This window comes from Streptomyces sp. NPDC039609, assembly GCF_055596705.1.
This window is the reverse complement of record NZ_JBVIUJ010000005.1, coordinates 36,623-61,071: the sequence shown is the minus strand read 5'-3', so window position 1 is coordinate 61,071 and position 24,449 is coordinate 36,623. Positions and strand designations below refer to the sequence as shown.

Here is a 24,449-nt window from a genome sequence, read left to right as displayed (position 1 = left end):
TCGTGAAGGAGTGGCCATGGTCAACCGAAAGCGGAAGACTTCGAGTGTGTGGCTGGGGGTGTTCACCGCAGGTCTCCTTGCCTCAGGTTCAGTCGTGCTGTCCTCTCCAGCTCACGCCGCCGAATCCGTAACGACACGGGACCCCGCACCGACTCTGTCCACGGCATTGGGTGCGTTCCTCCAGTCCGGACCCGTGGGCGTCAGCCGGATCGGTCAGTTGGAGCGATGGCTCGGCGGGCGGGAGCTCCGTGTCGGCCACACCTACCTCCCCGGGGATCGCTGGGCGAACATCGAGGGCCGTCCGGGCTTCCTGGACGCCTGGGCGGACTGGCGCAACGAGCAGGCCGACCGGCTGTTCGTGCTGAACGTGCCGATGCTGGAACGGAACGAGGCCGGCGTCTCCGACCGTGAGGTCCGCCGACAGCTCCAGCTCGGTGCGGCGGGGTACTACGACCACCACTTCCGGACCCTGGCGAAGCGCCTGGTCGACCTGAACGCGCCCGACACCGTCATCGTCCTCGGCTGGGAGATGAACGGCACCACGTACACGCACCGGTGCGCACCGGACCCCACGGCGTGGAAGAGGTACTGGAAGCGGATCGTCACCGCCATGCGGTCCGTTCCCGGACAGGAGTTCCGCTTCGACTTCAACCCGAGCCGTGGGCGGGACGCCATTCCGTGGACGGAATGCTATCCGGGTGACAGCGTCGTCGACATCATCGGCATGGACTCGTACGACCAGCCGCCGGGCGCCAGTTTCGACCAGCACATCAGTGAACCGTACGGGCTGCAGAAGCAGGTGGATTTCGCGGCCGCGCACGGCAAGCAGATCTCCTATCCGGAATGGGGGCTCTTCCGGAACGGGGACAACGCCACGTACATGCGGCGGATGCTCGAATGGATGAACAAGCACAAGCCGCTGTATCACACGATCACCGACTACTGCCCGCACGGCGTCTGGCAGTGCGACGACAACCCGAAGTCGGCGAAGGTGTTCCGGCAGATGCTGTACGGCGTGGTGCCGCAGGTGCCGGAGGTGCCGACCGAGCCCGAGGTGCCGGTTGAGCCGGAGATCCCGGTTGAGCCGGAGGTACCGGTTGAGCCGGGGGTTCCGGTCGAGCCGGAGATCCCGGTGGAGCCTGAGGTGCCGGAGCTGCCCATCGAGCCCGAGACACCCGAGGTTCCGACGAAGCCGGCACCGAAGCCGGAGGTCCCGACGAAGCCGGCACCGAAGCCGGAGGTCCCGACGAAGCCGGTGCCGAAGCCGGTGCCGAAGCCCGAGGTGCCGACGAAGCCGGTGCCGAAGCCGGAGGTTCCGACTCTGCCGGAGCCGAAGCCGGAGGTTCCGACTCTGCCCGTGCCGAAGCCCGAGGTTCCGACGAAGCCGGTGCCGAAGCCGGAGGTTCCGACTCTGCCGGAGCCGAAGCCCGAGGTTCCGACTCTGCCGGAACCCAAGCCCGAGGTCCCGACTCTGCCGGAACCCAAGCCCGAGGTCCCGACTCTGCCCGAGCCGAAGCCGGAGGTTCCGACTCTGCCCGTGCCGAAGCCGGAGGTTCCGACTCTGCCGGAACCCAAGCCGGAGGTCCCGACTCTGCCCGAGCCGAAGCCGGAGGTTCCGACCCTGCCCGAGCCGAAGCCCGAGGTCCCGACTCTGCCCGAGCCGAAGCCGGAAGTTCCGACTCTGCCCGAGCCGAAGCCGGAAGTTCCGACCCTGCCCGAGCCGAAGCCGGAGGTTCCGACGAAGCCGGTGCCCAAGCCGGAACCGAAGCCCGAGCTTCCCAAGCCCGCGCCGAAGCCCGAGGTGCCGAAGCCCGCGCCGAACTGTTGGACGCTGAACCTCGGTTCGTGGGTGGAGAGCTGGATCGGCGGCCCGGTCTGCGTTCCCAAGCCCGACTGGAAGGAAGGCTGGATGGACGGCGACGGCGACTCCAACGACAGCTGGGAGGACATCCTGGACAGCGACTCCTGGCCCTTCTGATCACTGAAGGACCCGTCCAGGCCCCGCGGCGGCGGAGGAGCTCATCCTCCGCCGCCGTTCGCCCGTCCCGGCAGCCGCGCGAGCGCCCGTCCCACCCAGGCCCGCTCCCGCGCCTGCCGGGCCGCCCAGCGCCGTCCGTCCGCCGCGCCCGCCCAGAGCCACAGCACCGGGGCCGCGCCCCGCCCTGCCAGCATGAGCCGCTGGTTGGGAACGGTCTCGGGACGCCAGTGCTGCTTGTACGGCTCGTTGCCCCGCAGCATGCTGAGCGTCGCCCGCCCGCTCGCACTCGTCTCGCGCGCACCATGGCGCAGCAGCATCGTCGCCACGTCGATCTTCCGCGCACGCAGTACCGGATCGGCTCCGTACAGATAACCGCCCGCGAGCCGCGGCGACATCAGCGTCAGATCGGCCGCGACGACGTCGCCCGCGAGCCGGAACTCGGTCACCCGAGCGTCCCCGTGCTCGACCATCGGCCGCACCGCCCGCGCCAGATGCTGCGCGAACCGGTCGCTGGTGTGTTCGACCGTCACACCCCGTCCCTGCCACTGCAGCTGATGCAGCTTCAGTAGCCGATCCAGGGCGGCCGGTACCTCGTCGCCGGTCACGACGCGTTCCTCGACGCCGAGCGCATCCAACTTTCGCAGCTTGGCGCGCACGCGCTGGGCCTTGTTCGACGGAATCCGTTCGAGCAGGGCGTCCATCGGCACCGCGGGAAGCTCCAGGCAGAGGGAGTCGGCGAGGCGCCGGCGCGGGCCGCGCCAACGGGCGAAGACCCGCTCGGCGGCCGCCCCGGGGCGTACCTCGCGCAGATCGACCACCGCGCCGCGCGCCGCCCGGGCCAGCGCCACGGCCAGCGCGGGCGCCGCCTCGGGGCACGCGTCGTCGAGCAGGACGTCGGTGAAGTCCGTGATCGAGCCGCCGAGGGGGGTGAGCACCGGGAGCGGCCCGTGGGCGCGCATCAGGGGTGCCGCCGCGACCAGTTCGCCGTCCTGCCGCCGTACGAGGACCACGCGCAGCGCCCCCGGTCTGCCGTACGACACCCACCAGGAGTGCAGCCAGGAGTGGGACTGGAACGGGGTGGCCGTGGAACAGCGGGCGTAGAGCGACGCCCACCGCTCGCCGAGTCGGCCGAACTCCTCGCCGTCCCGGCAGATCTGTGTGCTCAGCCCGCTCAGGATCACACCGCCTCCGATTCCGGCTGGTGCTGGGCGCCCGCCGGGCCGGGAACGGCGGCGGACTGGGTCTGCCGGGTGTTCCCTGCCTCGGAACGTGCGTCCGTACGCGCCTCCGCCCCGTTCTCCGTACGTCCCGCGCGCTTGGGCCGCACCAGCAGCACCAGGCCGCCCAGCAGACCGCCCGCGCAGCCGCCGACCAGTGCGGACAGCGGGGCGGAGGGCGACACCGGGTCCACCGGCCGGGTCGCCCGGGAGAACTGGACGACCTTCACGCCTGTGCTTCCCGCGACGTGCGAGCTGTTGAGGACCAGCGCGCGGGCGACACCGTCCGCCATCGAGACGGCCCGGCCGGGCTTCGCCGCCCGCGCCGTGATGGAGATCATCGGCGCGTCCGGCGAGGTCGCCGCCTGCACGCTCGACCGCAGGGTCCGGGCGGAGACCCCGGCCCACACCTGCGCGTCGCCGGTCACCGCGATGTCGGTGGCGACCCGTCCGTACGCCTGGGCGAAGCCGAGCGCGGCCGCCGGGTCGGACTTCTCGCCGGGGACCACGATGACGTAACTCGTCGCCGCGTACTCGGGCGCCTTGAGCGCCCCGTACCCGCCGCCGAGCGTGGCGCCGATCAGCACGGAGGCGGGCAGCACCCACCATCGGCGGGGGGTGCGCAGAGCCTTCACCAGAGGCGACCGTGGTCGGGACAGCGGGCTGGGACTCAGGGGGCTCGTGGAGCTGGGGCTGGCGCTTGAGCTGGGGCTCATGGGTGTCTCACTTCGCGAGGAGAGGGGTGCCGTGAACGGCCTGTTCGTAGAGGGACATCAACTGCTGGGCGCTGTGCGCGATGTCGTAGCGGCGCGCGGCCTCGGGCTGAGGCAGCCGGGCGAGGCGGGCGTCCCGGATGCCGCGCAACGCCGAGACCAGTTCGGGTACGGACGGGCCGATCCGCCGCGCCCCGGGGGCCGCGTCCGGCGGCAGGTCGTCGATCGCCGGGCAGGCCACGTACAGCACCGGAAGGCCGGCGGCGAGCGCCTCGACGACCGCGAGCCCGAAGGACTCGTCGGGGGAGGTGGAGACGAAGACGTCCATCGCCGCGAGGAGCGAGGGCAGGCCGGGACCCCCGGACGTCACGGACGGCGGGTCCTCGCAGGCGCCCGCGAGGAGCACCCGGTCTGCCGCCCCGCACTCCCGCGCCACGGCGAGCAGCCGCTCGCGCTCCCCGCCCTCCCCGACCAGCAGCAGCCGCGCCTCCGGCACCGACGCCCCCGCACGGACGAGTCGGTCGAACCGCTTCCCGGGCGCGAGCCGTCCCACCCCGCCGACGACGAACGCGTCCTCCGGCAGCCCGAGCACCTTCCTCGTCATCCGCCGCGCGTCCTCGTCGTGGCCGAACCGCGCCCGCTCGATGCCGTTCGGGACGACATGGATACGGGACGGGGCCACGCCCCACTTCTCCAGTCGGCGGGCGACGCTGGGCGAGACGGCGACCGTGGAGGTGCCGAGCCGCTCGGTGGCCCGGTAGAGCGCCCGGGTGCCGGCGGAGAGCGGTCTGCCCTCGATCTGGGTGTCGCCGAGGGAGTGTTCGGTGGCGAGGACCGCACGGACCCCGGCGAGCCGGGCGGCGATCCTGCCGTAGACACAGGCGCGGTACAGGTGGGTGTGGACGAGGTCGTACCGGCCCCGGCGGACGATGCCCGCGAGCCGGGGCAGCGCGCCGAGATCCCGGTTGCCGGTCATGCCGAGATGGACGACCGGGACCCCGTCGGACACGATGCCGCCGGCGACGGCGCCCGGGTTGGTGAGGGTGACAACCTCGCTCCGTACCGGCAGATGACGCAGCAGCAGACGGAGTTGCTGCTCGGCGCCGCCGATCCCGAGACCGGTGATGATGTGGAGGACCTTCATGACACCTCCGCCCCCGGCCGGGCCTGTGCGGGGACCGGCGCGGCGACCGAGCGGCGGCGCAGCGGGTGCAGCAGGCGCTTCGCGGTGAGCCGCCAGGAGGTGTCCTGCTCGCCGACGTGGATCCGGGGCAGCGCGTGTGCGCAGGTCAGCGGGCCGGGGGCGATGGCGCAGCCGTAGCGGTAGCCCGCGTCCCGTACCGCCTGGACCGTACGGGCGTCGACGTCTCCGTACGGGTAGCAGAAGCCGTCCACCGGTGTGCCGGTGATGTCCTCCAGGAGCTCGCGGCTGCGCCGGGTCTCCTCGGCGAGGGCGTCGTCGTCGAGGGTGGGGAGCGAGACGTGCCGCAGACCGTGCGAACCGATCTCCATTCCGGCCTCGGCCACGCGCAGGACGCCGTCCTCCGTCAGCAGCGGCTTCCGCGGGCCGTCGGCGTCCCAGGCGTTCTCGCCGCCGAGACGGCCGGACAGGACGTAGACGGTGGCGGTGAAGTCGTGGCGGCGCAGCAGCGGGAGGGCCGAGTCCAGGAAGTCGGCGTATCCGTCGTCGAAGGTGAGGCCGACGAGCCCCCGGGCGCGGCCGGCCGCGGTGGCGGCGAGCAGCTCGCGCACGGACACGCCCCGCAGCCCCCGGTCGTTCAGCCAGTGCAGCTGCCGCGCGAAGCGGACGGGGGAGACCGTCACCTGGTACGGATCATCCGTGGTGTCGGCGATCGAGTGGTACATCACCACCCATGGGGAGGTCTTCGGCAGCAGTCGACGAATCGCGGCGCGGGGCGCCGTGGCAGCGGGCATGGGCGAGCCTTCGTGATGCGGTACGGGTGAGGGGTGGGATGTCCGGCGCACTGGCGGCGCAGGCGAGGAAGAGCAGGAAGACCGAGACCGAGACGAGGGCGGCGACGGCGAGGGAGAGGAGCGGGGAACCGATCCAGAGCGAGCAGAGCCAGCCGGCGGCGGTGGCCCAGGCGGCGGCGGTGGCCAGTCGCAGCAACCCTTCCCCGAGGTAGCGGATGCGGACCGGGATCGCCTGGCGGCGGGCGCCGAGCAGCAGCATCACGGCGGTCAGCGTGATGCCGAGGGCGTTGGCGGCGGCGATGCCGACGGCGCCCCACAGCGCGGCGCCCGGGACGCCGGCCACGGCGGTCACGGCGAGTCCTGCGACCATGGCGCCGGCCGGGTACCAGAGCGGGTGGGCGGCGGAGAAGTAGCAACGGACCAGCGCGCCGACCGTCGTCTGGCCGAGCAGGCCGAGGGCGTAGACCCGCATCACGGCGGCGGTCGCGGCGGTGTCGGCGGGGTCGAAGGCGCCGCGCTGGAAGAGGAGTTCGACGATCTGTGGGGCGGCGGCGATCACGATCGAGGTGCCGATGAGGACGACGACGGCGGCGAGGAGCAGGTCCCGCTCGACACGGCGCCGAGCGCCGTCCTTGTCGCCGGCCGCCATGGCGCGGGCGACGACCGGGAAGCTGACCGTGCACAGCATCAGGGAGAGGATCATCGGCATCTGCGCGACCTTCTGCGCGTAGTTCAGATGCGAGATGGCGCCCGCGGGCAGCGGCGAGGCGAGGAAGCGCTCGATGAGGATCTGGGACTGGCGGGAGACGGCGAAGGCGATGACGGGGGCGATGAGCCCGAGCACGAGGAGCCGGCCGGCGTCACCGGCCGGCGCGTCCCCCTTCGGTACGGGCCGTCCGCGCAACTCCCGGATCAGATACGGCGCCTGGACCGCCACCATCAGCGCGCCGCCGACGGCGACCCCGGCGGCGGCCGCCCGCACGCCGAAGGGTTCCCGCAGCACGAGGATCGTGCCGATGATGCCGACGTTGTACGCGACGTAGATGGCGGCCGGCGGGAGGAAGGAGCCGTGCGCGCGCAGGGCGGCGGAGCAGTAGCCGGCGAGCGCGAACGTCAGCACACAGGTCGCGGTCAGCCGGGTGCAGTCGACGGCGAGCTGCGGGTCGGGAAGACCGGGCGCGAGCGCCCCGACGAGGGCCGGCGCGGCGAGGACCAGAAGCCCGGCGAGGGCGCTCATGGCGAGCGCGAGCCGGGGCAGCGTGGAGCGTACGAGGGTACGGACGGGGTCGCCGAAGAGGCTGCCGCCGCGGCGCGCCAGCGCGCGGCTGAACGCGGGCACCAGGATCAGCGCCATCGCGTCCTCGATGAGCAGCGTCGAGGCGAACTCGGGCACGGTCCAGGCGACCAGGAAGGCGTCGGTCTCCGCCCCCGCGCCGAAGAAGTGGGCCAGGATCTGGTCCCGTACGAGGCCGAGTACCGCCCCGGCGGCGGTGAGCCCGGCGGTCACGGCGGCGGCCCGCGCGAGGAACCTGCCGGACCCGGTACGCCCTTGCTCGCCGCGCCGGGCGTGCGTGCCACGCTCCGGCGTGGAGAACCGGTTCCCGGCCCCTGCCGGGCGCAGCCGCTGCGTCTGTCCCGCGTGGGCCGAACCCGCTGCCGTCGAAGGCGTGTCGGTTTCGCCGAACCGTGTGCCTCCGGTCGCCATGGCTCCGGCGCGGGCCCCGACCGGGACGCCGTCCGTCGCCCGGCCGACCGCGGCAGGCGCGCCCCTCTGCGCGCTCCACCCCGCAGCGGAGTGGTTCGTCCGTTCAGCCGGGTCGGCACCGGGCCAGGCTCCGGCCCGTGTCCCCTCCCCCGGTGCGGGCGCGGCCGTACCGGCCCAGCGCCAGCCACCGGCGGGGGTCGGGGCCGTCGAGTGGTCGGTCATGGACCACGGGTCGACGTGCGGCCACGTCCACCCCCCGGGGTCCTCCGCGCCCGTCCCGGAATCCCGGTCGGTGCTCTCCCGAGGCCGCACGCGGTCCGTGGACTCCGGCTCCCCGCCCCAGGGGTCACGCACGCTTCACCGCCGACAGCGACCACCACGCCGCGAGGCCGAACACGACCGACATCAGGACCGTGGAGGGCCCGCCGATGTCCGCGTAGAAGAAGTCGATGAGCTGCCACGACAGCAGGCCGATCGCGACCAGCGCGCAGTCCGCGCCCCGCGCCCGCCGCCGCAAGGCACCCACCAGCAGCGCCGTCCAGCTGCCCGCGAGGGTCAGGAGCCCCACCAGACCCTGCTCGCTGAGCACCAGCAGATACATGTTGTGCGGGGACAGCAGCGGCTGACGCCGGAACAGCGCCCCCGCGCCCGCCGTGTCGCTGCCCGACGACAGCGCGAGCGAGGCGTTGGAGTCGCGGTACGCCGGGAAGCCCTTCAGGCCCACCCCCGTCAGCGGATCCGAGCGCCACATCCGCCCCGCCGCCGCCCACATCGTGTACCGGTCCGTCACCGACTGGTCCGGCGCGCCCGCCACCTGCGTGATGCTGGTGACGCGCTCCTTCACCATCGCCGACCCCACACCGAGTCCGCCCACCAGGACCACCGCGAGCGCGCCCGTCACCAGCGCCACCCGCCCCGCCCGCCGCAGCCCCGACAGCACCAGCTGGACAGCGATCGCCAGAACCGTCGCGATCCACGCGCCCCGGCTGAAGGAGAGCACCAGCGGCAGGAACAGCAGACCCGCGCAGACCAGTGCCGCCGTACGCACCCGCCCGCGCCCGCTGCCCAGCGCGATCCCGGTGACGATGACGAGGCCGTACGAGACGACCGTCGCCATCCCCATCACATCCGTCGGCCCGAACGTCCCCACCGCCCGGATGTCCTCGCCCATGTACGACGCGCCCGTGCCGGTCAGGTACTGCGTGACCCCGACCGCGCCCTGGAGCAGCGCCAGACCGACCAGCGCCCACGCGACCAGCGCGAAGTCCCGCCGGTCGCGGATCATCAGCAGCACGGCCGCAGGGACGAGCACGAAGATCTGGAGGTAGCGGGCCACGCCGGGCAGGCTCGCCCCCGGGTCGCTCGAGGTGATCGCCGCCAGGCAGATCCCCAGGACCGGCAGCCCGATCACGACCGCGGCCCCCCGGGTCAACGGCCGGGCGCCGCTGCGCATCACCCGCACCATGCAGATCAGCACGAGCAGGCCCGATGCCGCGTCCGCGAGTCCACCGGTCCCCCCGGTGCCGCCCTCCGCGCCGCCGGCCGCCGGGACGAGCAGCAGCGCGATCACCGCCAGGACGGGGGAGAGGGACCAGGCCCTGCGGGCCCAGTCCCGTACCTCCCACCGTTCCACCGCCGCCGCCATCGGCACCGCCACGGCCGTCGCCATCATCAGCTCCCCGCCGGTCGGACCAGGCCTGCCGCGGTCCGCAGCAGAATGCGGACGTCCTGCCAGAGCGACCAGTGATCGATGTAGTGGTTGTCGAAGCGGCAGCGGTCCTCGATGGAGGTGTCGCCCCGCAGCCCGTGCACCTGCGCCAGCCCGGTCAGCCCGACCGGCATCCGGTGCCGGTCCGCGTAACCGACGTGGATCCGACTGAATTGCGCGACGAAATAAGGCCGTTCGGGTCGAGGCCCGACCAGGCTCATGTCCCCGCGCAGCACGTTCCACAACTGCGGCAGCTCGTCCAACGAGCTACGCCGCAGGAAGTTGCCGACCGCGCTCATCCTCCGGTCGTCGGCGACGCTCCACCGGGTCGCCGACTCGGTCTCGTCGGCGGGGCGCAGCGTACGGAACTTCAGCAGCGTGAACAGCCGCCCGTGCTGCCCCACGCGCTCCTGGCGGAAGAGCACCCCCGGCCCGTCGGAGAGCCGCACCGCCAGCGCGCACAGCAGCAGCACGGGCAGGGCCAGGGCCAGCGCGGGACCGGCGAGGACCATGTCGAGCGCGCGCTTCACGGTCAGTCCGCGCCGCTCTCCGGGCGGGACCAGTCGGCGGCAGCCGTACCCCCACAGGTGGTCGCCCATCGGCCCGTTCTGGAGCTCGCCCCCCACCCGCCAGGTGGTGCAGCCGTAGTGCTGGAAGAGCGCCACCAGACCGCTGTCGTCGGTCAGGAAGACCGCGTCGCGCACGGTGTTCTGGATGACCGCCCGGTGGATCTCCTCCGGTGAGGTGAGCACCGGAAGACCGGGCTCCCCGTCCGGCCGCGAGCCGACGATCCCGACCGGCCGGATGCCGTACTCCGGGTGCTGCGCCACCGCCGCCGCGAACCGGCGCGCGGCTGCGGGCCCGCCCACGACCAGCGCCGACCGCGGGTGCGCCCGGGCCGTACGGCGCCTGCGCGCGTGCACGGCCCAGCGGACCGCGCACACGGCGACGAGGTGCGTGGCGACCGCGGTGCAGAGCGCACCCGGGCCGATCGCCAGGGCGGGTGTGAACGCGGCGACGACGGCCGCCGCGACACACCAGGCGACCGCGGCGCGGGCGGCGAGCGCGGGCAGTTCGTCCAGGACGAAGGTGAGGGCGCCGGGCCGGTGGAGTCCCCCGTGCCCGTTCAGTACGAGGACGCATCCGACGACGAGCAGAAGCAGCCGGAGCTCGCGGTGCGGCTCGGGCAGCAGCGCGGCGGCGAGCAGCACGGCCAGACCGTCGGCCGCGATGAGCGGTAGGGCCGCCGTGCGCATCGGCACGGCCCGGCGCGGTGGCAGCGCGAGCCGGTCCGAGGTGCTGCGCTGCGGTCCGAGGGAGGCGAGTCCCGGCGCGTGGCCGTGGCTCGTCGAGGAATTGACGCTGGTGCTTTCCGTAGTCACGGCGAAATCGGCTCTCTGTGCTCGGTGCACCGCACTCCGGCCAGCTCGCGGTACACGTCCGCGACGGCCGCGCCGGTGCGCCGCACATCGAAGGTGCTGAGTACGTGCTCGTGGGCCTGGCGACCCAGGGACCGCAGCAGCTCCGGCCCGCCGAGAAGGCGGCCGACGGCGGCGGCGAGCGCGGCCGGGTCCTCGGGCGGGACCAGGCACAGGGGTTCGTGGCCGGGCGGCAGGCTCTCGCGCGCCCCGTCCACATCGCTGACCACGACCGGCCGACGGCTCGCCATGGCCTCCAGCGGCGCCAGCGCCATGCCCTCCCAGCGGGAGGGCAGGACGACGAGATCGGCCGCCCGGTACCAGGGCGCGGTGTCGTCGACGGCCCCGGCGAACCGCACCGAGTCCGGCGCCACGGCCCGCAGCCGCTCGCTGTCCGGTCCGTCACCGACCAGGACGAGCCGGGCCGTCGGGATCTCGGCGAGGACGGCCGGCCATGCGGCGAGCAGCACGTCCTGCCCCTTCTGCCGACAGAGCCGCCCGACACATACGACGAGGGGTCCGTCGGTGGCGGCATCGGCGATGTCGTCCGTGGCACCGGCGGCGAACCTCGGGATGTCCACACCGTTGTGGATGACCGACCAGGCCGCCCGGACGCCCGCCTTCTCGCCCGTGCGCCGTTCGGCGTCGCTGACGCAGATGATCCGCCGCGTCCAGCGCGCCGCGAGGCGCTCCCAGCGCAGGGCCAGCGCGGCGACCGTTCCTGTGACGGCCTCGAACGACCACGCGTGCGGCTGATACACCGTCGGAATCCGTCCACGCAGGGCCAGTCGGCCGCACAGTCCCGCCTTGGCGCTGTGCGCGTGGACGAGCGTGGGGCGGACGGTGCGGATCAGCCGGGCGAGGTCGCGGGTCTCCCGGACCAGGCCTGGGCCTGGATCGCGACCCGCACGCCATGCGTACAGTTCCGCGCCCTCGGCCTGGGTGGCCGCCGCGAGTGGCGTACCGGGTGGGCAGGCGACGGCGACCCGCCACCCGGCGGCGAGCTGGGCGCGGACCAGGTCGGTGACGACCCGGGCGACACCGCCGTCACCGGGCTGGACCGCGTGCAGCACGGTGAAGGAGGAGGAGTCGGGCTCCCGTGGTGACAGCACGTCAGCGCCCGACGTCCGCCTGGAGGAAGACCGCCCCGAGCCAGACGGTGTCCTTCCGGGAGGCGAGGCGGACGTGGAGACGGTCGGCCCCATGGCGCAGCGCACCCCTCAGATCGAAGACGTCGGAGTCGTACCCCAGGGTGTTCTGGTGTGCGGGCATTCGTTCGATCCGGCCGGCTCCGGAATCGGTGATGCTGGAGTTCATCACGTCGTTCGCGGAATTGGCGGAATCAAAGAGCTGGACCCTCTCCGACCGGCTTGTTTCCACCGCGAGGTAATCCCCGGAAGTTCCCCGGTCGCCGTCATAGGCGACCATGCCGAGTTGTCCTCCCGAACCCTTCGGAATAGCGCGGTCGGAGAGCGCCACGCGCAGGGGTCCGGTGCGTGGTCCGAGGGTTTCGAAGCCGTCCCAGACCGCCAGCCTGCGCAGTGGCTCCTCCTCGTTCTCGTACGCGACGACCAGCGTCCAGCCACCCCAGCCGCCGACCGCCGAGCTGCCCATCGCCACGTTGACCTGGGCCACGGTCCACAGTCCGGGCCCAGCGGAGCGGACGAGTCCGGTGACGTCGGCGGACGCCTGGAAGGCGTCGGCGCCGTCCGCAGTGCGGTGCCCGATCGTGGTGTCCGCCAGGACCGGCCGGTACGAGCCACCGGGTTCGGCGATCAGGACCCGGCCGTTGTCCTTGTGCGGCTTCTGCTCGCCGACCCGCAGGTTTCCGCCCCAGTAGAGACGGGCGTAGCTGACCCGGGAGCCCTCGGGGATCCGGACCTCGGCACTGCTGGAGTTGTAGGTGTTGGGGTCGTTGTCGACGTCGACGTACCCGATGGCGTAGCCGTCGTTGCGCACTCCGGAGCCCTTGGCGCTCTTGGCCGCCTTGGCCGATGTGTTGGCGGCGCGGACGATCCCGCCGTGCTGCACCGCCTGGTACCGCTGAGCGAAGGGGACGCGGGGGGCTTCCTTGGGTGGGGGCGCGGCGGTGGCGGCCGGCAGCGCGCCGGACAGGGCCGCACACGACAGGGCGCACAACAGACCGCGGCGCACAGCAAGAACCGCTGAATTCCGCATACAGGTTCTCCGCTTTGATGAGAGAGAGAAGGGAAGACCCGTGAAGACCGGGGGAGAGGGAGGAGTCGGCCGTACGAAATGAGTGAACGCGCGGCCGGACCGAAAGCAACGTTCGGGAACGTTATAACCCCAGCGCCGGGCGATAGTAAGCATTAGATGCCTGGAAACACTAACTCCCGTATCCGCGCGGCAGGTTCCTCGTTGTGCGTGTTGCGCCATTCCCCCGTCAGTCGCTCGAATGGCCCTCCTATGGCCCAAAGATCGGTTGAACGTCACCCGTTCGGGAGAGCAACCGATGAATGGGAGCCGCGTTGTTGAAGGAGTCGGACGAACCCGTCCGCGCCGACCCTCTGGTCTGAGTGGTCTGAACACAATCGAGGAGCGCTTCTCCATGTCCCGTATCGCGAAGGCTGTAGTCCTGTCCGTGGGTGTCGCCGCGTCCGTCGCGGGTGCCACCGGCGTCGCCACCGCCGACTCGCTCGCCGAGGGTGCGGCCGTGAAGTCCCCGGGCGTGCTGTCCGGCAACGTCCTCCAGGTCCCGATCCACGTGCCGATCAACCTCTGCGGCAACACCATCAACGGCCTCGCCGCCCTGAACCCGGCATTCGGGAACGCCTGCGTCAACCGCTGACCTCGCACGCCGGATCGTGGTCCTTCCGAGGCCGGCGCGCCGCCCCGTCCAGGGTGCGGCGCGCCGGCCTTCCGCTCGTTCGGACGCACCCTCGTGCGCCGCCCGGTGCAACGGCGTACGCCCCTCGGAGGAGCAGGTCAGAGGGGCGGATTCACCCGAACGGAGGTGTGGCGCTCTGTAGTTCTCCCGTTGCGGAGCGCTATCCACGCAGGCACGGTGGCTGAGAAGTTGTCCGACGCATAAGGAAAAGGAACACATATGCGTCCCCTGGGAACGAGCTGCCTCACCGCCCTGGCGATATCAGCCGCCATCACCCTCGGCACGGCGGGGCCCGCCGTCGCCGACATACATCACCCGTCCTCCCCGGCCACCGTCGCGGCGAAGGTCCCGCTCCCCGACACCGGCGCCAAGGCCGCCGCGCCCGCCGATGTCGTCGACGACACCCTCACCGCCGTGGAGGACGCGGTCGACGCGCTGCTCGCCTCGGTCTCCGGCACCGTGACCGGGGTCGTACCGCAGGTCACCTCTCTGGTCGACGAGCTCCTGAGCTCCCTGCTCGGCGGTCTGTTCCTCCCCGACCTCGGGGATCTGCCGACCACACTGCCGGTCACCGTGCCGGGCCTGCCCGTCGACCTCCCGGTCGACCCGCCGGCCGTCGTCCCCGAGGTGTCGACGCTGCCCGAGGTGTCGACGCTGCCCGTGGAACCCGTGGAACCCGTGGAACCCGTGGCACCCGTGGCACCCGTGGCACCGGTGGCACCGGTGGCACCAGTGGCCCCTGTGGCGCCCGTGCTGCCTGAGGTACCCGTGGTGCCTGAAGTGCCCGAGCTGCCTGTGGCGCTCCCCGTCACGGCGCCCGTGCGCTAGCGGCGGCGGCGTCGCGATCCACGCCGTGCCGGCCCGGAACCCCCGGGCCGGCACGGCGTTTCGCATATCCGATCGGCAAATACGACCGCGCCCCTTCCTTCGGGTGCAGTGTCGAGAAATCCCTCCTCCCGGAGTTTCCGGTCGCCGCGCCCCTCGTTACAGATGGCAGGAACGACGTGCGGGAATGCCCAACAGGCCTGCACAGCAAGCGACTTGCTTGCGAACTGATGCCATAGAGGAAGGACTCCCCTCATGAAGCCCACCAAGGTCGCCGCGGTCGTCGCCGGTTCCGTCATGGCCCTGGGTGCCGCCGCGCCCGCCATGGCCGCCGAGTCGATGGCGATCCCCACCAGCCTGAACGGTGGTCTCGCGACGATTGCCAGCGAGGGCCTGAAGACGGACGCGCTGAGCAGCACCACGGACGGCTCTGTCGTCAAGACCGTGGGGGACACCGCGACCGAGCTGAACAAGACGACCCGGAGCGCGCCGCTCATCGGTGGTCTTCCGCTCGGCGGCTGACGAACACTCGGCAGCACCGCTCCACCGCGCACATCCCCCGCGCGGACGACCGCGTTTCGCGGTCCTGACCCTCCTGGATCGCCCCCCTCGTTCCGCCGGTCGGCGGACGCTCCCACCGGCACGGGCCGCTACGCACTGTGATCGGCCGATAGAATGATTTTCTGTTCGGCCGCCGTGTGGCCGCGGCTCTCCGTGGTGTGCCGCTCCTTACGCTCTCGCCAATCCCACACGGAAGGTTGGTTCATGGAGCGACCGAAGACGGCAGCGCTCGACCTCGCACCGCAGCCGCGGCGCGCATCTGCCCGGTACCCCTGAGCCTTACGTTCCGTAACCGGTGCGTCAGTGTGACTGACGCACCGGGCGCGCGGAAAGGCCGGTCGGAGCGAGGGGGGATCCTCGCCGGTCTCTCCCTTCTCCAAGGAAGAGCGGAATGCGATCCATCATCAGTCGGAAGCTGTTCACTGCCGCGGCAGCGACGGGAATCCTGTCGCTGACCGGAGGCTTCGCCGTGGCGGCGAACACCGGAGACGGTCCGGGTGATTCACCCCAGCCGGGCGCCGGGCACCACCTTCAGGTCCCCCTGCCCGCCGATCTCTGCGGGCAGTCCTTGCACCTCGACGGCCCTGCCGCGGCCGCAGTCGGAGACCTCTGCGCCCGTCCGGGCAAGGACGAGCCCGACGGCTACGGCGACGACGGCCACGAGAACCCGCACCACCCGGGCGACCACCCCGGCGACCACCCGGGCGACCACCCCGGCGACCACCCGGGCGACCACCCCGGTGACCACCCGGGCGATCACCCGGGTGACCACCCGGGCGGGCACCCGACGAAGCCGCCGGCGCACTCGGAGCCTCCGACCAAGCCTCCGACCAAGCCGCCCACGAAGCCTCCGACGAAGCCGCCGACGAAGCCGCCGACGCACTCGGAGCCTCCGACCAAGCCTCCGACGAAGCCGCCCACCAAGCCGCCCACGAAGCCTCCGACCAAGCCGCCCACGAAGCCGCCGACGCACTCGGAGCCTCCGACCAAGCCTCCGACGAAGCCGCCCACCAAGCCGCCCACGAAGCCTCCGACCAAGCCGCCGACGACAACCGCTCCGCCGACTCATCCCGGCGGGCCGGGTGGGCCGGGTAAGCCCGAACTTCCCGACACCGGAGGCGACTCCGCGCTCATGGGCGCGGCCGCCGTCAGCGCCGCGCTGCTCATCGGCGGATCGGTCGTGTACATCCGCGCCGGGCGCGTCGTTCGCGCCGGACGCCGTCACTGATCAACCGTGCTGACGTAGCGTCAACGAAGGCCCTCACCGTCACCGGTGAGGGCCTTCCGCGTTGCTGCACACGGGCGAATCTCGCGACGTTCCTTCCGGAGGGCTCGTTCACAGAGCGCATCACCACAGCACCGTCGTCACCTGCTCTGAAGGGCGTACGCAGTCATGAATCTGCGATCTCAAGCCGGCATGGGAATCCTCATGACCGCTCTCGCCTCCGCGGCCATGGCCGCTCCCGCGGCCGCCGCCGAGGCGCCGGTGATCGTTCCGCTCCAGGGCCTGGAGCCGGTGATCCCGATGGACGCCCCCTCGGTGGCCTCTGGCGTCCCGCTGCCGGTGCCGGGCGGACCCACGGGCTTCCAGGAGGGGCAGTCAGGCCTCCTGCCGGACGTCGCCCTGCCGCGGGTGCCGGTCTCCAGCACGATCCCGGAGACCCTGGTCGCCGCCCCGCTGCCCGAGCTCATCGAGGGAAGCGAGCCCGGCAAGGCGCTGTTCGCCACCCCCAGCTCGCCCGTGAAGGCGACCACCCCCGGTGCGACGGTCGGCAACCCCGTCGTCGCGCCGCGCGGCGACCGGCTCGGTCTGCCGGACCTCGCCGTGCCGGAGGTCGGCGTCCTTACTCCCGCGGTGAGCGGAGCGCTGGATTCCCAGGCGGGTCTGGCGCAGCCGACGGCCTGACGGCGGTCTTTTGTACGACCAATGGCCCGGTTGGTGAAGACACGATTCTTCCCCGCCACCCGAGGGGTCGTTGCTCGTTACAACAGAAGGCTTGTCGCATGGCCGTGGCCCGCAGATCCACAGGGTTCGCTCCGCCGTATCCGACGGCGGGCATCCCGGTGGTCTGCGGGCCTTCCTCACGTCATTTCATCTCGTCCGGCCTAAAGGCCGTGACCCGTGCGCCTTTTCGGCGTTGAACGGGAACGTCGGCCGTCATTCTCGCGGTCGCCTTTCCACGTTCAAGGAGTTCCTGATGTCTCGCATCGCGAAGGCTGCCGCTGTCCTCGCCGGCACGAGTGCCGTTGCCCTCAGCGGAGCCGGCATGGCCATCGCCGACTCGGGCGCCGAGGCCGTTGCCGCCCACTCTCCCGGTGTCGCCTCCGGCAACGTCGTGCAGGTCCCGGTCCACGTCCCGGTCAACCTCTGCGGCAACACCGTGACGATCATCGGTCTGATCAACCCGGCGTTCGGCAACCAGTGCGCGAACGTCGACGGTCACCACAAGGGTGGCCACGACGGTGGCTACGGCGGCTGATCACCCCTCAGCAGCGAGCGGCCCCCCGGCATCTGCCGGGGGGCCGCTTCCGTTCCCGTGAGCGCGGTACGGGGCTCCGCGCGCGCCGCTAGGCGTAGCGGTAGATCCCGCTGTGGTCGAGCATCTCGGCCGGGGTGACACCCCATGGGCCCATCTCCTCGTCGCGGGCAGCGATCCGGCGGTACTGGGACTCGCCCAGCTGCGGGGGGTGCACCGGCACATAGCCGGCCCGCGGATTGCGCTGCTGCCAGCGCGACCAGAGCAGATCGACGAACGAGTGGTGGAGCCAGAAGACCGGGTCGTTCACGGAGGCCCCGCCGAGCATCAGACCGCCGACCCAGCGGTGTACCCGGTTGTGGATATGGAAGCGGTCGTTGCCCCGGCCCGGGGACCAGCCCTCCAGACGGTTGCGGAACCCCGACGCGCTCGTGGAGTTCCAGGGCTCCACGTCGTACACCGTCTCCGTCATCACCTTGTCGAGCTGCGCCTCCGTCGGCAGCGCGATCGGATCCGAGGGGCGGCCGAAGTCCCTGGTCAGGAAGCGGCCCTCGGTCATGTTGTGCACCACGGTCCAGCGGCCGCCCGCGTAGGCGAAGGGGCCGGTCGTCACCTGGAGGTCGCTGCGCCGCCCGTTGCCGCCCATGAAGTCCTCGCTCCAGAGCGAGGCCGCCGGGGTTCTGTCCTGGGTCCAGTCCCAGTACGGCACGGTGACCGACGCGTCGATCCCGCGCAGCGCCCGCTCGAACTCCAGCAGGAACTTGCGGTGCCAGGGCAGGAAGCTGGGCGTCATATGGGCGACGCGCAGACGCTTGTCCCCGTCGGCTACGTAGTAGTCGATGTGTGTGCGGACGAAGTCGTCGTACGCGCCCGTCCGCTTGAGCTCCAGGACCGCGGCCACGAACTTCCGCCGCTCGGCGCTCGTCAGATCGCGCTGGTTCTTACGCGTGTACACCACGCGAGCTCCCTCCCGGGTGGACACCGTGAGCGGCGGCGAAGCGGCTCAGCGGGGCGGAACCCAGCTCGTCCACGGCCGCGCGGGTGGCCGCCAGCGGCGTCGGATAGGTCTGGTAATGGTCGATCGGGGTGAGATAGCCGCCGTCCGCGCAGCGCATCAGATGCAGCGGCCGCCCGTCGACGAGAACCTCGGGGACCCCCGCGGGGGTGCGGCGGGCCTGGATGCGGTGGCCCCCGTACATCTCGTCGAAGGTGTCGCCGGAGGCGACGGGGAGCCGGCGCGGCGCGGTGGCGATACGGGCCAGCGCGCCGCCGGTGAACGTGGCGACGGTCAGGGTGAAGAGGGACCGCAATGCGACGCGGCGCGTGACGATCATGAGTGATCTCCTGATGTCGGCTGGGGTCCCCCGCCGAAGGTAGGGGAAGCCCTCAGGGCACAACGATGGAAACCCGACTTCGTTGCGAGCGACATGTCAGCGGGATGAATGTCGGCCGATCGAGTGAATTCGGTCCGGGGTGACGGCTGTTCGACCACTAGCATCCGGATTCATGACCTCTCCCAATGTCGTTTCCTCGGCGCGCAGCGAATCCCCCTTCGGGACGCTCACCGTCGTTCCGTGGACCAGCGGTCCCACCGCCGATATCCCCGTCACCCCCTTTCTGATGGTGTATTCGCTCGGGGACGGCCGCGAGGGCCCGGAGGCCGGCGAAGAGGCGATGCGTGCCACCCTCGAAGGCATGGGCCTGCCGCTCGGGGGCCGGGTGGTCGACGCCTCGATCGAGCGGGGGACCGGCGCACATCTGCTCGTCGAGGCCCAGCGGGCCGTGCTCACCCTGCCGTTCATGAAGGCACAGATCCCGGTCCCGGAGGAGTGGGAGGCGGCAGCGCACGAGAACGGGCACGCCTACCTCATCTGCTCCGTCCGCCCCTGGCCCGACGCGGTGCCCGGAGAGGAGGTCACGGACGAGCGGCTGAGGTCCTTCGTCACCGACGACGAGGTCGTGGGGGCCGCGGCGCACCTTCTGCTGCCCGTCCGGCGGCTGCAGGGCTGAGCGGAGAGGGGGCACGTCATGGCGACGGTCAACGTACGGGGCGGGGTGCTGCCGGGGCAGCGGCAGGAGGAGGCCCGGGAGGACGCCGGGACGATCGGTGCGAGCCGGGCCCTCGGTCTGCTGCTGATGATCACCGGGGCGGCAGGGGTGCTGGCCGCCTGGGTCATCACGATCGACAAGTTCAAGCTCCTGGAGGACCCGAACTTCCAGCCGGGCTGCAGCCTCAACCCGGTCGTGTCCTGCGGCAACATCATGAAGAGCGAGCAGGCCTCGGTCTTCGGCTTCCCGAACCCGATGCTCGGCCTCGTCACCTACGGGATGGTCGTCGCCATCGGCGCCGGGGTCCTCGCCGGTGCCCGCCACCGCGGCTGGTTCTGGCTCGGCCTGAACGCGGGGATGTTGTTCGGCGTCGGGTTCTGCACGTGGCTGATGCACCAGTCGCTGTACGAGATCAACGCGCTCTGTCTCTGGTGCTGCCTGGCCTGGACCGCCACGATCGTCATGTTCTGGTACGTGACCTCGCACAACGTCCGCACGGGTGTGCTGCCCATGCCCGCCGCCGTGAAGGGGTTCTTCGAGGACTTCACCTTCGCGCTGCCCGTCCTGCACATCGGGATCATCGGGATGCTGATCCTGACCCGATGGTGGGACTTCTGGACCAGCTGACGTGACTCTCCTCTCCTGGCCGCGGGCAGCACTGATCGTGCTGCTCGCGGCCGTTCTCGCGCTCGTCCTGCCCGACGGCCGCATCGCGCCGGGCTCCCGGCATCTCGCGGCGCCGACCGCGCCCGACCCGGCGCCGACCGCGCCCGACCCGGCGCCGTCCGCGCCCGACCCGGCGCCGGTGACGGTGCCGTCCGGCTTCTTCACGGGCTCCGACGAGGCGGGCGTGCGGCGGATCGCCGAGGTGCAGCGCTGGCTGGGTGGCGCGTCGCTGACCGTCGGACACACCTATCTTCCCGGCGACCGCTGGTCCAACATCGAGGGCCATCGCGAGCTCTTCGAGCCGTGGGCGCGGTGGAAGGAGGAGCAGCCGGGGCGGCTCTTCGTCCTGAACGTGCCGCTGCTCGACCGGAACGAGGAAGGGCTGGTGGACGCCGAGGTCAGGGCCGGGCTGCGGCGCGGGGCGGCGGGGTCGTACGACGGTCACTTCCGGATCCTGGGGGAGCGGCTCGTCGAGAACCGGCTCTCCGACGCCGTGCTCGTGCTCGGCTGGGAGATGAACGGCACCACCTACAGCCACCGGTGCGGACCGGACCCGGAGAGCTGGAAGGCGTACTGGCGGCGGGTGGTGGACGTGCTGCGCGCGGTGCCGGGACAGCGGTTCCGTTTCGACTTCACCGCCAGCCGGGGGCGGGACGCGGTGGAGTGGACGCGCTGCTACCCGGGTGACGCGTACGTCGACATCATCGGGCTCGACGCCTACGACCAGCCCGAGGGGCTCTCCTTCGAGGAGCAGGTCACCGAGGACTTCGGGCTGGCGCACCATGTGCGCTTCGCGGCCGAGCACGGCAAGCCCGTCTCATACCCGGAGTGGGGTCTCTTCCGCAACGGCGACAATCCGGCGTACGTACGGGGGATGCTCGACTGGTTCGCGCGGCACCGGCCGGTCTACCAGACGTTCACGGACTACTGCCCGCACGGGGTGTGGGGGTGTCCGGACAATCCGGAGTCGGGGCGGGTCGTCAGGGGAGCGCTCGGAGCGACAGACCACCCTTGAGGGTGTCGACGGTCCGGTCGAGAAGGCGGACCAGGTCGTCGGTCTGTCCGCGCTCGGCCCAGTAGACGGTCGCCTCGCGCAGGGCGCCGAGGACCGCCGCCGTGAAGACCCGTACCTCCAGGTCGTCGGCGTCGCGGCCGGTGCGCTCGGCGAGGGCGCGGGCCAGCAACTGCGCGGTCTCGGCGGCGGTCTCGGTGAGCCGGGCCCGTACGGCCGGGACCTCGACCATGACGCGGGCGCGCAGCCGGGTCTCCTCCGGCTCGTCGGCGAGCGCCGTCGCGACCGCGTCGAGGACGACGGCGCGCAGGGACTCCAGCGGCTCCTCGTCGGCCGGCCGCGCCCGCAGCCGGGCGTCGAGGACGGCGTCGCTCTCGTCGGTGAGGAGGATGTCCTCCTTGACCGGGAAGTAGCGCACCACGGTGGAGGGGGAGACGTCGGCCGCCGCCGCGATGCGCTCCACGGAGGCCGCTTCGTACCCCTGCTCGGCGACGAGCCGGTAGGTGGCCCTCCGGATCGCGGCGCGGGTCCTGAGCTTCTTGCGTTCGCGCAGGCTGGGCGGAGGGCTCTGTTCGGCGGCCATGGCCGCCATTGTGGGGCTCACGCGTGCTGGTAGGCGACCAGCGAGATGCCGACGTAGTGGACGATGAAGGCCGCCAGGGTCAGCGAGTGGAAGACCTCGTGGAAGCCGAACCAGCGCGGGGACGGGTTGGGCCGCTTCATGCCGTAGATCACGCCGCCCGCGCTGTAGAGCAGTCCGCCGACGATGACGAGGACGAGGACGGCGATGCCGCCGGCCCGCATGAAGTCGGGCAGGAAGAAGACGGCGGCCCAGCCCATCGCGATGTAGCAGGGCGTGTACAGCCAGCGCGGGGCGCCGACCCAGAAGACCCGGAAGGCGATGCCGGCCGCGGCGGCGGCCCAGACCGCCCACATGAGCGGCCGCCCGGTGGAATCGGGGAGCAGCAGCAGCGTGAGCGGGGTATAGGTGCCCGCGATGATCAGAAAGATGTTGGCGTGGTCGAGGCGCCGCAGGATGGCCTCGCCGCGCGGACCCCAGTTGCCGCGGTGGTACAGCGCGCTGATGCCGAAGAGCAGGCAGGCGGTGAGGACGTAGATCCCGCAGGCGATCCGGGCGCGCGGAGAGTCGGAGAGCGCGACGAGGGTGAGGCCGGCGACGATCACCGCCGGGAACATGCCCGCGTGCAGCCAGCCTCTGAGCCTGGGCTTCAGCAGATGCGGGTGGGACGAGGTGTGCTCTATCCGGGTCACGTCCGGCACGGCTGAAGTCATGAGTCGAATGCTACCTACGCCCCCGTAGGTCCCGGATAGGAGTGGCGATGCTCACGTGTGCGGCCCTCTGGACATATGGGCGTATGCGTCGGATGATCAAATGAGTGCGGTCGGCACCGGATGAGCAGCTACGACGCATCCGGGTCGCAGCCCCCACGGGGCAGACATCTAAAAACCCCTCATCAAGGAGCAATCGTGGCGCGCGAGAACGCGGCTCCCACCACCCTTCCGACCAAGCACCAGGACCTGATCTCCTGGGTGAACGAGATCGCGGCGATCACGCAGCCGGACGCCGTGGTCTGGTGCGACGGATCCGAGGCCGAGTACGAGCGCCTCTGCGAGGAGCTCGTCGCCAAGGGCACGTTCAAGAAGCTTGACCCGATCAAGCGACCGAACTCGTACTACGCCGCCTCCGACCCGACCGACGTCGCGCGCGTCGAGGACCGGACCTTCATCTGCTCCGAGAAGGAGGAGGACGCGGGCCCGACCAACCACTGGAAGGCCCCGGCGGAGATGAAGGAGCTCTTCGCGGGCGAGAAGGGCATCTTCCAGGGCTCGATGCGTGGCCGCACCATGTACGTCGTGCCCTTCTGCATGGGCCCGGTCGGCTCGCCGCTCTCCGCGATCGGCGTCGAGATCACCGACTCCGCGTACGTCGCCGTCTCCATGCGCACCATGACCCGCATGGGACAGGCCGTCCTCGACGAGCTCGGCACCGACGGCTTCTTCGTGAAGGCCGTCCACACGCTTGGCGCCCCCCTGGAAGAGGGCCAGGAGGACGTGCCGTGGCCCTGCAACTCCACCAAGTACATCTCGCACTTCCCCGAGAGCCGTGAGATCTGGTCGTACGGCTCCGGCTACGGCGGCAACGCCCTGCTCGGCAAGAAGTGCTACGCCCTGCGCATCGCGTCCGTCATGGCGCGTGACGAGGGCTGGCTCGCCGAGCACATGCTGATCCTCAAGCTCACCCCGCCGCAGGGCGAGTCCAAGTACGTCGCCGCCGCGTTCCCGTCCGCCTGTGGCAAGACCAACCTCGCCATGCTGGAGCCCACGATCTCCGGCTGGACGGTCGAGACCATCGGCGACGACATCGCCTGGATGCGCTTCGGCGAGGACGGCCGCCTCTACGCGATCAACCCCGAGGCCGGCTTCTTCGGCGTCGCGCCCGGCACCGGCGAGCACACCAACGCCAACGCCATGAAGACCCTCTGGGGCAACGCCGTCTTCACCAACGTCGCGCTGACCGACGACGGCGACGTCTGGTGGGAGGGCATGACCGAGGAGCCCCCGGCCCACCTCACGGACTGGAAGGGCAACGACTGGACGCCCGCGTCCGAGACGCCGGCCGCCCACCCGAACGCCCGCTTCACCGTCCCGGCCTCGCAGTGCCCGATCGCCGCGCCGGAGTGGGAGGACCCCAAGGGTGTGCCGATCTCGGCGATCCTCTTCGGTGGCCGTCGTGCCTCCGCGGTGCCGCTGGTGACCGAGTCCTTCGACTGGAACCACGGCGTCTTCCTCGGCGCGAACGTCGCATCCGAGAAGACCGCCGCCGCCGAGGGCAAGGTCGGCGAGCTGCGCCGCGACCCCTTCGCCATGCTGCCGTTCTGCGGCTACAACATGGGCGACTACATGGCCCACTGGGTCAAGGTCGGCAGCGACGCCGCGCGGGAAGGACGCGCCGCCAAGCTCCCGAAGATCTACTACGTGAACTGGTTCCGCAAGAACGACGCCGGCAAGTTCGTCTGGCCCGGCTTCGGCGAGAACAGCCGCGTCCTGAAGTGGATCGTGGAGCGCCTGGAGGGCAAGGCCGAGGGCGTCGAGACCCCGATCGGCATCCTGCCGACCGTCGACTCGCTCGACACCGAGGGCCTGGAGCTGCCCGCGGAGGACCTCGAGTTCCTGCTCAAGGTCGACCGCGACGTCTGGCGCGAGGAGGCCGCCCTGGTCCCCGAGCACCTGAACACCTTCGGCGACCACACCCCGAAGGAACTGTGGGACGAGTACCGCGCGCTGGTCGAGCGCCTGGGCTGATCCCCACCTCAAG

Annotated in this window: 23 protein-coding genes and 1 pseudogene; 11 read left to right on the top strand and 13 right to left on the bottom strand. The window is 71.6% G+C overall.

The features are described 5' to 3' along the window. Positions 1-16: 16 nt before the first annotated feature. Positions 17-1,165, top strand: a pseudogene (locus ACZ561_RS15470) (glycoside hydrolase family 26 protein); the annotation flags it as partial. Positions 1,166-2,019: 854 nt separating this feature from the next. Here the strand turns inward: ACZ561_RS15470 and ACZ561_RS15465 are convergent. From ACZ561_RS15465 to ACZ561_RS15425, 9 genes are all read right to left on the bottom strand, one after another. Further along, positions 2,020-3,159, bottom strand: coding sequence for a GNAT family N-acetyltransferase (locus ACZ561_RS15465; RefSeq protein WP_470994625.1), 1,140 nt, complete (start codon positions 3,157-3,159; stop codon positions 2,020-2,022). Then, a complete protein-coding gene (locus ACZ561_RS15460) occupies positions 3,156-3,830 on the bottom strand; it encodes a YveK family protein (protein WP_470994622.1) in 675 nt (224 codons plus the stop codon). The genes ACZ561_RS15465 and ACZ561_RS15460 overlap by 4 nt, the downstream gene beginning before the upstream one ends. Positions 3,831-3,918: 88 nt before the next feature. Next, the gene (locus ACZ561_RS15455; protein WP_470994619.1) at positions 3,919-5,052 is read right to left on the bottom strand and encodes a glycosyltransferase; all 1,134 of its coding nucleotides are present in this window, start codon (positions 5,050-5,052) and stop codon (positions 3,919-3,921) included. Continuing rightward, complete coding sequence (locus tag ACZ561_RS15450) at positions 5,049-5,843, bottom strand: polysaccharide deacetylase family protein (RefSeq protein ID WP_470994616.1); 795 nt, start codon at positions 5,841-5,843, stop codon at positions 5,049-5,051. The genes ACZ561_RS15455 and ACZ561_RS15450 overlap by 4 nt, the downstream gene beginning before the upstream one ends. Beyond that, on the bottom strand, positions 5,743-7,770 hold the full coding sequence (gene murJ, locus ACZ561_RS15445; RefSeq protein ID WP_470994613.1) for a murein biosynthesis integral membrane protein MurJ: 2,028 nt from the start codon (positions 7,768-7,770) through the stop codon (positions 5,743-5,745). Before murJ ends, ACZ561_RS15450 begins: the two co-directional genes overlap by 101 nt. Positions 7,771-7,894: 124 nt before the next feature. After that, a complete protein-coding gene (locus ACZ561_RS15440; protein ID WP_470995851.1) occupies positions 7,895-9,217 on the bottom strand; it encodes an O-antigen ligase family protein in 1,323 nt (440 codons plus the stop codon). Between the two features lie 2 nt (positions 9,218-9,219). After that, positions 9,220-10,638, bottom strand: coding sequence for a sugar transferase (locus ACZ561_RS15435; RefSeq protein WP_470994610.1), 1,419 nt, complete (start codon positions 10,636-10,638; stop codon positions 9,220-9,222). Further along, the gene (locus ACZ561_RS15430; protein WP_470994608.1) at positions 10,635-11,786 is read right to left on the bottom strand and encodes a glycosyltransferase; all 1,152 of its coding nucleotides are present in this window, start codon (positions 11,784-11,786) and stop codon (positions 10,635-10,637) included. The genes ACZ561_RS15435 and ACZ561_RS15430 overlap by 4 nt, the downstream gene beginning before the upstream one ends. Before the next feature lies 1 nt (position 11,787). Beyond that, positions 11,788-12,852 carry a DUF3344 domain-containing protein gene (locus ACZ561_RS15425; RefSeq protein WP_470994605.1) on the bottom strand — a complete coding sequence of 355 codons (1,065 nt, stop codon included), beginning with the start codon at positions 12,850-12,852 and terminating at the stop codon, positions 11,788-11,790. Between the two features lie 391 nt (positions 12,853-13,243). Between ACZ561_RS15425 and ACZ561_RS15420 the strand changes: the two genes are divergently transcribed. The 6 genes from ACZ561_RS15420 to ACZ561_RS15395 all read left to right on the top strand — a co-directional run bounded on the left by ACZ561_RS15420 (position 13,244) and on the right by ACZ561_RS15395 (position 17,388). Further along, positions 13,244-13,483 carry a chaplin gene (locus ACZ561_RS15420; protein ID WP_470994602.1) on the top strand — a complete coding sequence of 80 codons (240 nt, stop codon included), beginning with the start codon at positions 13,244-13,246 and terminating at the stop codon, positions 13,481-13,483. A 258-nt stretch (positions 13,484-13,741) separates the two neighbouring features. After that, positions 13,742-14,350: a hypothetical protein gene (locus ACZ561_RS15415; protein WP_470994599.1), complete on the top strand. Its 609-nt coding sequence runs from the start codon at positions 13,742-13,744 to the stop codon at positions 14,348-14,350. Positions 14,351-14,602: 252 nt separating this feature from the next. After that, positions 14,603-14,869, top strand: coding sequence for a hypothetical protein (locus ACZ561_RS15410; RefSeq protein WP_470994597.1), 267 nt, complete (start codon positions 14,603-14,605; stop codon positions 14,867-14,869). Between the two features lie 430 nt (positions 14,870-15,299). Next, positions 15,300-16,136, top strand: coding sequence for a hypothetical protein (locus ACZ561_RS15405; RefSeq protein ID WP_470994594.1), 837 nt, complete (start codon positions 15,300-15,302; stop codon positions 16,134-16,136). 201 nt (positions 16,137-16,337) lie between these two features. Then, the gene (locus ACZ561_RS15400) at positions 16,338-16,814 is read left to right on the top strand and encodes a hypothetical protein (RefSeq protein ID WP_376440479.1); all 477 of its coding nucleotides are present in this window, start codon (positions 16,338-16,340) and stop codon (positions 16,812-16,814) included. A gap of 292 nt (positions 16,815-17,106) precedes the next feature. Further along, the gene (locus ACZ561_RS15395; protein WP_470994591.1) at positions 17,107-17,388 is read left to right on the top strand and encodes a chaplin; all 282 of its coding nucleotides are present in this window, start codon (positions 17,107-17,109) and stop codon (positions 17,386-17,388) included. Positions 17,389-17,476: 88 nt separating this feature from the next. Here ACZ561_RS15395 and ACZ561_RS15390 read toward each other — a convergent pair whose 3' ends face one another. Together ACZ561_RS15390 and ACZ561_RS15385 are read right to left on the bottom strand one after the other, a co-directional pair. Next, on the bottom strand, positions 17,477-18,343 hold the full coding sequence (locus tag ACZ561_RS15390) for a tyrosinase family protein (protein ID WP_470994588.1): 867 nt from the start codon (positions 18,341-18,343) through the stop codon (positions 17,477-17,479). Then, positions 18,327-18,719 (bottom strand): tyrosinase family oxidase copper chaperone, encoded by a 393-nt coding sequence (locus ACZ561_RS15385; RefSeq protein ID WP_470994585.1) that lies wholly within the window; start codon positions 18,717-18,719, stop codon positions 18,327-18,329. The genes ACZ561_RS15390 and ACZ561_RS15385 overlap by 17 nt, the downstream gene beginning before the upstream one ends. Positions 18,720-18,891: 172 nt before the next feature. Here ACZ561_RS15385 and ACZ561_RS15380 point away from each other — a divergent pair, with 172 nt between their 5' ends. Genes ACZ561_RS15380 through ACZ561_RS15370 form a run of 3 tightly spaced genes read left to right on the top strand, consistent with a single transcriptional unit; the run spans position 18,892 to position 21,115 of the window. Beyond that, positions 18,892-19,395: a DUF5949 family protein gene (locus ACZ561_RS15380; protein WP_470994582.1), complete on the top strand. Its 504-nt coding sequence runs from the start codon at positions 18,892-18,894 to the stop codon at positions 19,393-19,395. 18 nt (positions 19,396-19,413) lie between these two features. Further along, positions 19,414-20,061: a vitamin K epoxide reductase family protein gene (locus tag ACZ561_RS15375; protein ID WP_470994579.1), complete on the top strand. Its 648-nt coding sequence runs from the start codon at positions 19,414-19,416 to the stop codon at positions 20,059-20,061. A gap of 1 nt (position 20,062) precedes the next feature. After that, positions 20,063-21,115, top strand: coding sequence for a glycoside hydrolase family 26 protein (locus ACZ561_RS15370; RefSeq protein WP_470994576.1), 1,053 nt, complete (start codon positions 20,063-20,065; stop codon positions 21,113-21,115). On the opposite strand, the gene ACZ561_RS15365 is transcribed toward ACZ561_RS15370, so the two are convergent. Both ACZ561_RS15365 and trhA read right to left on the bottom strand, forming a co-directional pair. Continuing rightward, a complete protein-coding gene (locus ACZ561_RS15365; RefSeq protein WP_470994573.1) occupies positions 21,081-21,695 on the bottom strand; it encodes a TetR/AcrR family transcriptional regulator in 615 nt (204 codons plus the stop codon). The two genes, ACZ561_RS15370 and ACZ561_RS15365, sit on opposite strands and share 35 nt — an antisense overlap. 17 nt (positions 21,696-21,712) lie before the next feature. Continuing rightward, positions 21,713-22,405: a PAQR family membrane homeostasis protein TrhA gene (trhA, locus tag ACZ561_RS15360; protein WP_376440501.1), complete on the bottom strand. Its 693-nt coding sequence runs from the start codon at positions 22,403-22,405 to the stop codon at positions 21,713-21,715. Positions 22,406-22,600: 195 nt separating this feature from the next. Here trhA and ACZ561_RS15355 point away from each other — a divergent pair, with 195 nt between their 5' ends. Further along, positions 22,601-24,436: a phosphoenolpyruvate carboxykinase (GTP) gene (locus ACZ561_RS15355; protein ID WP_470994570.1), complete on the top strand. Its 1,836-nt coding sequence runs from the start codon at positions 22,601-22,603 to the stop codon at positions 24,434-24,436. The last annotated feature ends 13 nt before the right edge of the window (positions 24,437-24,449 follow it).